Source organism: Frankia sp. AiPs1 (genome assembly GCF_023716945.1).
In the GTDB taxonomy this organism is placed as follows: Bacteria; Actinomycetota; Actinomycetes; order Frankiales; family Frankiaceae; genus Frankia.
On sequence record NZ_JAMQQF010000206.1, the window covers coordinates 1 to 9,624 of the forward strand.

Here is a 9,624-nt window from a genome sequence, read left to right on the forward strand (position 1 = left end):
CACGAGGGGCGTGCAGGGGCGCAAGCCGCGGTAGAGCGCCCGGCCCGACCGGTGCGCCGTGCCGGCCGCGGCCGGTCATGCCGAGGTAGGAAGGGCTGTGCCCATCCCCGAAGACCGCGGCGCGACACCCCACCGCGTCGATCCCGGCCGCTCCCCCGGACCACCGAGCGGCCCCGCCGCCCGGACGGCGGCCGGCGAGTTCGTCCTGACGCTGTCCTGCCCTGACCGGCTCGGGATCGTCGCGGCAGTCTCCGCGTTCCTCGCCGGAGTCGGTGCCAACATCGCCGACGCCGCCCAGTTCGGCGACACCGACTCGGGCCGGTTCTTCATGCGGGTGCACGTCGTCGCCGAGGAACCGGGGCTCGCCCTGGACGCGCTGCGGACCGGCTTCGCCCCCGTCGCCCGCCCGTTCGCGATGGACTGGCGATTCCATGACCTGACGATCCGCCCCCGCCTGCTGATCCTGGTGAGCAGGTTCGGACACTGCCTCAACGATCTGCTGTACCGGCACCGGTCGGGGCTGCTCGACGTCGACATCCCCGCCGTCGTGTCGAACCATCCCGACTTCGCCGACCTCGCCGGCTCCTACGCCATCCCGTTCCACCATCTGCCGGTCGACCCGACCACCCGCGACCGGCAGGAGCAGGCCATTCGGGAGATCGTCGAACGGGACCGGATCGACCTGGTGGTCCTCGCCCGCTACATGCAGATCCTCTCCCCTGAGCTGTCCGCGCAGCTCGCCGGCCGGGCGATCAACATCCACCACTCGTTCCTGCCGAGCTTCTCCGGCGCCCGGCCCTACCACCAGGCGCACGCCCGCGGGGTGAAGCTGATCGGCGCGACCGCGCACTACGTGACCGCCGAGCTCGACGACGGCCCGATCATCGAGCAGGACGTCATCCGGGTCGATCACGCCGACGGTCCCGACCGCCTCGCGGCGCTGGGCCGCGATGTCGAGTGCCGCGCGCTGGCTCGCGCGGTGACCTGGCACGTCGAGCACCGTGTCCTTATCAGCGGCCGCCGCACAGTCGTGTTCTCCTGACCCTGCCCGTTGGCGCGCGCTGCGGCCCGCGGCGACCGGCTGCCCCTACCGTCGCGCCCCTGATGCCTGATGCCTGATGCCTGATGCCTGGCGCCCATCCGAGTCAGTGGTCGGCGGGGGCCAGGACGGCCCAGCCGCAGGAGGGTAGGCGGGCGAGGGCCTGCTCGGTGCCGGGATGGACCAGGTCCGCGTCACCGGCGACGAGCCGCCCGGCGGCGGGCGCGGGACAGTCGGCGGGGTCCCCGCTCAGGTTGAGCGCGACGAGCAGACGCTGGCCCTCGGCGCTGGCCTCGTAGCAGAACTGCTCGTTGGTCAGGTGCAGCGGGCGGGTGCGGGCGGTGTGCAGCCAGGGATGACGCCGCCGCAGGCCGATGAGATCCTGGTGCAGCCGGTAGGTCGGCCAGCCGTAGGGGGCAAGCTCGTCCGCGTCGGCCGGGAACGCGGGGCGAACGGCGTCGTCGCCGCCGACACGGTCCTCCTTGACGCCGACGAACGCCTGCTCGTCACCGTAGTAGACGCTCGGGGTGCCGCCGACGGTGCACAACACGACGAGGGCGTGGGTCAGGTGCCGCGGTTCGCGCAGCCGGCTGGCGAGCCGGGTGACGTCGTGGTTGCCGACGAAGGTAAGCGGGACGAAGCTGTCGAGGAAACCGTCGTGCCGCTCCAGCGCCCAGGCCAGTTCGAACAGGTTGGCGTCGTTCAGCGAGCTCCAGATCGCCTTCCACAGCTCGTACTGGGTGACCGCGTCCAGGCCGGTGCGGCGGACGATGTCCGGGTAGTCGCCGTGGATGACCTCGCCGACCAGGTAGGCGTCCGGGTGGGCGCGACGCACCCGTGGCAGCACCTGCGCCCAGAAGTCGGCGGGGGTCGCGTAGGCGGCGTCGAGCCGCCAGCCGTCGGCGCCGCGGTCGAGCCAGTGGGTCATGATCTCGGTGACGTGGTCGGCGACGGCCGGGTTCGCGTGCCGCAGCGTGACGAGGCCGCTGTGGCCTTCGAAGGTGGCGTACTGCGGCCGTCCACCCGGCCCGGTCGAGTCCGTGGGGACGAACCAGTCCGGGCGCGGCGGGGCGTCCCCGCCGCCGGGCGGCGCGGCGGCGAAGGCGGGATGCTCCCGGCCGACGTGGTTGAACACCCCGTCGAGCAGGATCCGCAGCCCCCGTTCGTGGGCGCGGGTGACGAGGTCGTCGAAGTCGGCGTCGTCGCCGAGCCGCGGGTCGATCCGGAAATGGTCGACCGTGTCGTACCCGTGGGTCGAGGACGCGAAGATCGGCCCCAGGGCGAGCCCGGACGCCCCGAGCCGCACCGCGTAGTCGAGCCAGTCGGCGATCCGAGCGAGCCCGCGGACGGGCCGCCGCTCGGCTCCGGTGGTGTCCGCGCCGGCGAATCCGAGCGGATAGACATGCCACCAGATCGCGTGGCGCACCCAGGCCGGCTCGCCGGTCGGTTGCCGGGGAGTGGTCACGCCGGCTGCTCCATGACGGCGCCCGGGTCGACGGCGCCCGGGTCGGTGCCCGCGAGGCCGCGCAGGCCCACCGGGCGATCCGCCAGCGATTCGAGCAGGCCGGCGGCGATCCGCAGCAGGTCCACCTCAGCCTCCGTGAAGATGTCCAGGGCCTGCGCAAGCCAGGCATCGCGGTCCGCCATGTCGCGCACGAGCGCCTCCCGCCCGGCCGGCGTGATCGTCAACACCGCGGCCCGCCGGTCGCGTTCCCCTGGGCGCCGGCTGATCAGGCCCGCCGCCTGCAGCTCGGCGAAGGTGCGCGACAGCGACTGCGGCTGATGCCGCTCCGCCGCGGCGATCGCGCCCGGGGTGCTGGGGCCGAGCCGGTAGAGATGGCCGAGCACGCTCAGCTTGGTCCCGTTGAGCGCGGCGGCCGGCCGCTCCGCCCGCAGCCGACGGCCCAGCCGCGTCACCGCCCGCCGGATCGCCGCCGCGCTCTCCACCTGTCCCGCTCGCACAGTTAGCACGCTATCACTTACTATCGTCCGCCTTGCGCAGGATCGTAGAATGCGACAACCATGCAGCTCGCGCTACGAGGGGACGGAGATTAGTTCGCTGTGACGACTATCTTCGACCGTGGCCGGGCTGCTCGCGCCTCACGATCATGGCTCACCGATCGACGAGCCGAGCTGGGGGCGGCGGCGGTGACGATGGGCGCCGTGCTGGCCACGTTCGGCACGTCGCTGGCGCTGCGCGGACTGACCGGTGCGTCCGCCGGTATCTCCCTACTCGGCGTGGTCCTCGCGCTGACGCTCAGCCGGGTCGGCCGGAGCGGACAGCTCAGCCCGAGCAGGCAACTCAGGCGGGGCGGGCAGGGCGGGCAGGGCGGGCAGCTCGGGCAGCTTGGGCAGGGCGGGCAGCTTGGGCAGGGCGGCACGCGGGCCACGCAGCTGCTGCCGCTACTCGTGACGCCGTCGGTGGCGCTGCTCGCGAGCGAGGTTGCCGACCTGTCCCGGCGGCATCGGACGGTGGGCGAGATCCTGTTCACCACGGCGGTCAGCGGCGCCGTCTGGGTACGGCGGTTCGGGCCGGTGGGTACCCGGGCCGGCACCCTGGCAACGCTGCCGTTCATCGCGCTGCTCGTCACCCCGGTTGCGCCGGGCGAGGGCCCGGCGTCGCGGCTCGACCTCGTCGCGATCGCGCTGATCGCGATCGGCTGGGTGACGATCGGCCGGCACACCGAGGCCCGGCTGTTCGCACCAGGTCCGGCCACGCAGCCGCCAGCGCCGCCGCCGGCGTCCGGGGCCGCGCGGCGTGGGCGGCGGCTTCCCGCGAGCACCCGGATGGCGATCCAGCTTGCGGTGGCTCTCGGGGCGGCCTTCGCCGTGGGGCGTCACGTGTTCGGCGAGCACCGGTCCTGGCTCGTTCTCACCGCGTACCTGGTCCACAGCGGCAACCGCGGCCGGGGGGACGTCGCCTACCGCTGCGCGCAGCGGCTGGCCGGCGCGGCGGTGGGGACGGCGGCGGCCACCGTCGTCGCGGACCGCTTCCCCGCCGGCGACGACGTGTCGATCGTGCTCGTCTTCGTCCTGCTCGCACTCGGGGTGTGGCTGCGGTCGGCGTCCTACGCCTACTGGACGGCATGCGTCACCGGCGTGCTCGCCCTGCTCTACGGGTACTACGGGCAGGCCGGGGCGGGGCTGCTGCGGGAAAGGCTGGCCGCGGTGGTGCTGGGCGCGGCGATCGGCCTGGCCGCGGCCTGGTTCGTCCTGCCGGTACGCACCGGCGACGTCCTGCGCCGACGGATCGCCGACCTGCTCGCCGCCCTGACGGACTATCTGGTCGTCTGCCAGACGGGCCGTAGCCGCGTGCCTCGCCCGAACCGGACGACCCCCGAGGTCATGCGCGCCGCCCTCGCCGACGCCCACGACCGGCTGGAGACCGCCTTCGACCAGCTCGCCCTGGTCGCCCCGCCGCTACGGGCGCACCGGGCGTTCACCCGCCCGCCACGCCGACACCGCCGGCCCGGCCAGCCCCTCGAGGCGAGCGAAGGACGGCCGCACCGATACGACGCCGTCGCGGCCCTGCTCGCCTGCCGACCGGCCCTACGCGCGCTGACCCGCGAGCTCGACGACCGCGGCACCCCACCCGGTCCCACCGCGCGCCGCGACATCGCGCGAGCACGCACCGCCGTCGTCGAGACCCGTCGCGCGATGGGCCGCGCCGCTGCCGCCGCTGCCGCCGCGGCCCGCCGCTGAATCGGGCGCCGCGCAATCGGGCGTCCCTGGCCGTGCGTCCTCCTGTTCCTCCAGTGGTTCCGCGGAACCGCGCAGCCGCATATTCGGGCCCCGTTCAGGTGCCGGCGGTGAGGTCGACGGCGATCTCACCGCCGAGGGTGAAGTCGTCGCGCAGCTCCAGCGCGTCCCCGCTCCAGAACCGGCCCGGGTCGTACCAGTTCGGCGCCCGGCCGATCGGGAGCAGGCCCATCGCCTCGTAGGTGACGGCGACGACCTCGGCGCAGTAGGCGGTCCGCAGGGCCTGCGGGGACACCGCCCGGCGCGGGCGCGGGAATCGTCCACGCAGCCAGCGCGTCGCGAGCTGGGCGGTGGACGGGAACGGGGTGCCGTCGAGGCGGGCGACGGTGCGCAGCGCGGCATCCTCCCGTCCGCCGCCGACCGCCGGCGAGAGCTGGCGCAGCCAGGCCCGCTGGCCGTAGCGGCGGGCCCAGATCTCCACCGCCGCCCGCAGGTCGTGGAGTTGCACCCCGCGGTGGTGCGTCCCCGCCCAGACGTCGGGCAGCGCCTTGCCCAGCTCCGCGTGCCACAGCAGCGGGGGGAGATCGTCGAGCACGATGGCCATACCGACGTGGTTGACCGGGCTGTTCGTCGTCGTCTGGATGGCTCGGTCCGCCGCCGTGCGACCGCGGAACAGCCACAGGTCACCGGTGCGGGCCTGGTCCAGGGCGTCGATCAGGCCGATCCGCGCGTCGGGCATGCCGGCAAGCATGCCCCATCCGGGCGGGTACGTCGTAGCCTGGCGGAGTGCATCAGCCTGGAAGGCCGCGCCTGGCCCGGTGGGGGAAGGTGCTTGGCGTCGCCGGGCTCGCGGGGGTGGCCGCGACCGGTGTCCTCGTCGCCCGCGACCACCGCGAGCGCGGCTCCTACTCCCCCGCCGAGATTCGTGCCCGGCTCCAGGCCCGGGCGGCCGCCGACGCCGGCCTGGCCCCCCTGACGCCCGCCGATCAGGGTCCGGACGTCGCCGACGAGCCGGTCGAGACGCAGCGCGGTGGGCTACTCGGCCGGCTGCCGAGCCGGTTCACCAGACGGCGTCGGAGGGCCATCCGCTGATCGCCCGGCCGGACTCGTCCCCGACCGTGCCCGGGACGGTGTTGAGCGCGCGGTGGAGGCTGCCGAGCTGCTTGTGATGCTCGTCGAACGGGACGGCGACGGTGTGGACGCCGAACCGGGACAGTACCGGCTCGGTCCATGCGGCGCTGGCCGTCGACACCAGCGCCGCCGGTTCGTCGCCGCCCGCCGACCATGCTCCGGACCGCTGGCCGGGCAGGAAGAACACCCCCGCGGCGAACGCGGCGACCATCTCCGGCGCCAGCGGGCAGACGGCCAGCTCGACGCTGCGCAGCGCGTCGACGAGGGTCGTCTCCCGGCTACCCGCGCCGTGACTCTCGATGACGGCGGGTGCGTGCAGCCGGTCCGCGGCGACGAGCGCGATCCCGGGGCCGAGCCCCAGCCAGTGGTCCAGGTGCGGCTCACCGGCGCGGAGCAGCTCGTCGCGGACCCGCACGACCCGGCCGAAGGCGGCGAGCAGGTACGGGCGCAGCAGCCCCCACGCCGCCGGGCTGGTCCGCGCGCCGATGCCGAGGACGGCGACGCCGTCGCAGGTGACCAGGTCGCCGCCAGCCAGGAACAGCGGTTCGGGCACCCGCACCTCCGCCGGACGTCCGCGCAGGCCGCGCAGGACCGCCGCCATCACGACCGTCTCCCGCGCCCGTTCACGGCGGCGCAGCCGGCCAACGGCGATCGCCCCACCAAGGTCGACGTAGTGGTCTCGGGGAAACATCAGGCCGGCGAGCGGGCGCAGGGCGTAGCTCTCGTCCGGCTGGCCGGGGCCGATCACGCCGCCGCCGGCGCCGGGGTCGAGCAGCAGCCGGGGCTGGCGCAGCACGACCGGGGCGAGCGCCGGGACGGACCAGTCGCGCATCACGTCGCGGGCCGCGGACAGCCGGCCGTCGTCGTCGGCGCTGACGGCGCGGGCGGCCAGTTCGAGCAGGACCTCCCGGGGCAGGGCGGCGAGAATCTCCGACGGCGCGCGGGGATCGGCCCCGAGGTCGGTCAGCGCCGCCCGCACGGCGGCCGACTCCGCCGCGGCCCGGACCGGATCGTAGACGGGCCGGCCCGGCCGGAACACCGACGTCTCCACCGGTTGCACGACCGTCGGATTCTGAATCAGCACCATCGGCCCGCTCACCGCGCGCCGCTACATTTCATCTGGGCATTATGCAATTTCATGGGCGGCCGGCAGGCCGATGCCCGCCGCCTCGTCATGTCGCCGCGACGGGCCGGCCGACCAGACGCCCGTCCGACCCGCCACCGAAAAAGCGGGGTTTCTTTTCAGGGAATACGCGAAGAGAGCGGTTTGGGCAGCGCCGGTCGGCCCGCGACAGGCGCGGTCACGGCGTGAAGGCGTGCCGGACGGCGGCGGCCAGACTGGCGCGGCGGCGGTCGTGGTCGACGCCGGGATCGGCTGCCGTCGCGGTGTAGGTGAGGCTGCCCGGCGACCAGGTCATGGCCAGGGAAATCACCATGGAATGCACATCAACCGCGGGCAGGGCGGGATTGACGTGTCCGGCGTCCTGAGCCCGGGCGATAGCCTGGATCTTGAGAGCTTCATCCGCCTCGGCGAAGAGGTGGCCGACAGGAGTGCGTTCCAGGCGTCCCCAGGCGGCCAAGCGCACGAGTTGGGGACGTGCGAGGTAGGCGTCGTAGAGGCGGACGGCGTAGCCGGGCAAATCCTCCGCGGTGAGCGGCACGGCGTCGAGGATGGCATCGACCTGGTCGGCCAGGACGGCGTCGAACAGGCTCTCCTTGCTGCCGTAGTAGGCGTACAGCTGGGCCTTGCTCACCTTGGCTTCGTTCGAGATGCGGTCGACCCGCGCGCCGGCGACGCCGTAGGCGGCGAACTCCACGGCGGCGGCATCCAGGAGCCGGCGCCTGCTGGCCTGTGCCCTGTCCATGCCACCACGATAAACGAACCAGTTCGTTTGCAGATCGTCTCTCACGGGATTACGGTGACCAGAGAAACGAACCAGTTCGTTTGCATCTGGAAGGTGCCATGACCGCCTCTCTTGCCGAGCCCGGCACGACCGCCCCCACCGCCCGACTGTCCGGCACCGTTGCCCTGGTCACCGGAGCCAGCAGCGGCATCGGCGAAGCCACCGCCCGTTCCCTGGCCAACGAAGGCGCCACCGTCGCCCTGGTCGCCCGGCGTGCGGACCGCCTCGAGACACTCGCCGCAGACATCCGCGACGCCGGCGGCGACGCCCACGCCTTCCCCACGGACATCACCTCCCGCGGCGCAGCCACCGCACTGGTCGACCTCGCCACCACCCGCCTGGGTCGGCTGGACACGCTCGTCAACGCCGCCGGCATCATGCTCGTCGGCCCCGCCGTGGACGCACCGGTCGACGAATGGCAACGCAATGTCGACCTGAACGTCTCCGCCCTGCTGCGCCTGACCCACGCCGCCCTGCCCCACCTGGTCACGGCCGCACGGAACTCCCCGCGCGGTGTAGCCGACCTGGTCAACATCAGCTCCGTCGCCGGACGCCAGGCCATCGGCGGCGCCGCCGTCTACTCCGCCACCAAGTTCGCCGTCACCGCCTTCAGCGAGGCCCTCCGCCAGGAACTCACGCAGCAGCACGTCCGCGTCAGCGCCGTCGAACCAGGCGCCGTGACCACCGAACTCACCCATCACATCCGCGACGGCATCCGCGAACACAACGAACGCTGGTATGCCTCCCTGGAGGCCCTCCAGCCAGCGGACGTCGCCGACGCGGTCGCTTACATCGTCACCCGCCCCCGACACGTCGCCCTCAACGAAGTCCTCATCCGCCCCACCGAACAGCCCTGACCCCGCCGGCGCCCGGCAGCCCGTCAGGCGGGCCGGGCGCCGCATCGTCCGACAGCAGGCGGGACATCGACAGCAGCCGGGACATCAGGTCAGAGGACGAGCTCGCCGACGGCCCAGACGGCCGCCATGGCGACGCCCGCGACGAGTTCGACGAGCACGCCGATGCCGAACGCGACGATCGCCGCCCAGGTGGTGCCGCCCGCGGTGCGATAGTCGCCGAGGCGGATCAGCTCCGCCACGTAGATGCCGAAGACCCCGCCGATCAGCAGCCCGACGACCGGCACGACGAAGAAGCCGATGATCGCGCAGATGGCGCCGACGACCAGGCTCTGCCAGGGCACCCCCCGCCCGGCGGTGGCCCGCGCCGGCAGGACGTACTTCGTCAGCGCGCCGATCACGAACAGGGCCGTCATCAGGGCCAGCACGATCCAGCGGCCCACCCCACCGCCGTCCGCGAGCACCCACCACAGCCCCGCGCCCCAGACGAGGACGAGACCGGGCAGCACCGGAAGGACGATCCCCACCAGGCCCACGGCCATCACCACGGCGACGGCGAGCAGCTCACCGGTACTTATGGCGCGACCTCCCTCGAACCGCCTTTCCGAGAAGGTACCGGTCCCGGGACCTCGCCGGGCCCGCCTGACAAACGCGCGACCACGCAGTTCACGTCACCTTCGCTCCGATCCCGCCTTCGCTCCGATCCCCGCCTTCGCTCGGATGCCTGCCTCGGCCCCGATCCCCGCCACCGACGGCCGGGGCGTTGCGCGCGGCGATGCGCCGCCCGGTCTCGGCGAGTGCGGCCCGCAGCTCCTCGGGCGCCAGCACCTCGACCCCGTCACCGAGCGCCAGCACCTGCGACAGCGCGACGTCCGGCCCCTCGGTGGCCAGCTCGATCACCCGCCAGCCGTCGTCGGCAGGGGCCCACACCTGAGTCTGGGTGCTCAGACCGAGGACCCGGCCGTCGGGTCCCAGCCGCTCGTTCGTCGACACGGTC

The 9,624-nt window shown here is 73.6% G+C and carries 11 protein-coding genes; 4 read left to right on the forward strand and 7 right to left on the reverse strand.

Going from position 1 to position 9,624, the window contains the following annotated elements:
* The first annotated feature begins 97 nt into the window (after positions 1-97).
* Positions 98-1,042: a formyltetrahydrofolate deformylase gene (purU, locus tag ND748_RS17750; RefSeq protein ID WP_251746917.1), complete on the forward strand. Its 945-nt coding sequence runs from the start codon at positions 98-100 to the stop codon at positions 1,040-1,042.
* 103 nt (positions 1,043-1,145) lie between these two features.
* Here the strand turns inward: purU and ND748_RS34670 are convergent, their stop codons facing one another.
* Together ND748_RS34670 and ND748_RS17760 are read right to left on the reverse strand one after the other, a co-directional pair.
* The gene (locus ND748_RS34670; protein WP_251746918.1) at positions 1,146-2,504 is read right to left on the reverse strand and encodes an alpha-amylase family glycosyl hydrolase; all 1,359 of its coding nucleotides are present in this window, start codon (positions 2,502-2,504) and stop codon (positions 1,146-1,148) included.
* Positions 2,501-3,001, reverse strand: coding sequence for a MarR family transcriptional regulator (locus ND748_RS17760; RefSeq protein WP_251746919.1), 501 nt, complete (start codon positions 2,999-3,001; stop codon positions 2,501-2,503). The genes ND748_RS34670 and ND748_RS17760 overlap by 4 nt, the downstream gene beginning before the upstream one ends.
* A 99-nt stretch (positions 3,002-3,100) precedes the next feature.
* Here ND748_RS17760 and ND748_RS34675 point away from each other — a divergent pair, with 99 nt between their 5' ends.
* A complete protein-coding gene (locus ND748_RS34675) occupies positions 3,101-4,741 on the forward strand; it encodes an FUSC family protein (protein ID WP_251746920.1) in 1,641 nt (546 codons plus the stop codon).
* Between the two features lie 94 nt (positions 4,742-4,835).
* Here ND748_RS34675 and ND748_RS17770 read toward each other — a convergent pair whose 3' ends face one another.
* On the reverse strand, positions 4,836-5,477 hold the full coding sequence (locus ND748_RS17770; RefSeq protein WP_374215958.1) for a hypothetical protein: 642 nt from the start codon (positions 5,475-5,477) through the stop codon (positions 4,836-4,838).
* An 89-nt stretch (positions 5,478-5,566) separates the two neighbouring features.
* On the opposite strand from ND748_RS17770, the gene ND748_RS17775 reads away from it, so the two are divergent.
* Entirely contained in the window at positions 5,567-5,830 is a 264-nt protein-coding gene (locus ND748_RS17775) for a hypothetical protein (RefSeq protein WP_251746922.1), read from the forward strand.
* Here the strand turns inward: ND748_RS17775 and ND748_RS17780 are convergent.
* Positions 5,799-6,956 carry an arginine deiminase family protein gene (locus tag ND748_RS17780; protein WP_251746923.1) on the reverse strand — a complete coding sequence of 386 codons (1,158 nt, stop codon included), beginning with the start codon at positions 6,954-6,956 and terminating at the stop codon, positions 5,799-5,801. The two genes, ND748_RS17775 and ND748_RS17780, sit on opposite strands and share 32 nt — an antisense overlap.
* A gap of 214 nt (positions 6,957-7,170) precedes the next feature.
* Positions 7,171-7,734: a TetR family transcriptional regulator gene (locus tag ND748_RS17785; RefSeq protein WP_285902302.1), complete on the reverse strand. Its 564-nt coding sequence runs from the start codon at positions 7,732-7,734 to the stop codon at positions 7,171-7,173.
* Between the two features lie 98 nt (positions 7,735-7,832).
* On the opposite strand from ND748_RS17785, the gene ND748_RS17790 reads away from it, so the two are divergent.
* A complete protein-coding gene (locus tag ND748_RS17790) occupies positions 7,833-8,630 on the forward strand; it encodes an SDR family NAD(P)-dependent oxidoreductase (protein ID WP_285902296.1) in 798 nt (265 codons plus the stop codon).
* 89 nt (positions 8,631-8,719) lie between these two features.
* Here ND748_RS17790 and ND748_RS17795 read toward each other — a convergent pair whose 3' ends face one another.
* Together ND748_RS17795 and ND748_RS17800 are read right to left on the reverse strand one after the other, a co-directional pair.
* Positions 8,720-9,169, reverse strand: a complete 450-nt coding sequence (locus ND748_RS17795; RefSeq protein WP_251746925.1) for a DUF456 domain-containing protein — start codon at positions 9,167-9,169, stop codon at positions 8,720-8,722.
* 124 nt (positions 9,170-9,293) lie between these two features.
* Positions 9,294-9,624: WYL domain-containing protein (locus tag ND748_RS17800; protein ID WP_251746926.1), on the reverse strand; the 331-nt coding region annotated here is incomplete at its 5' end.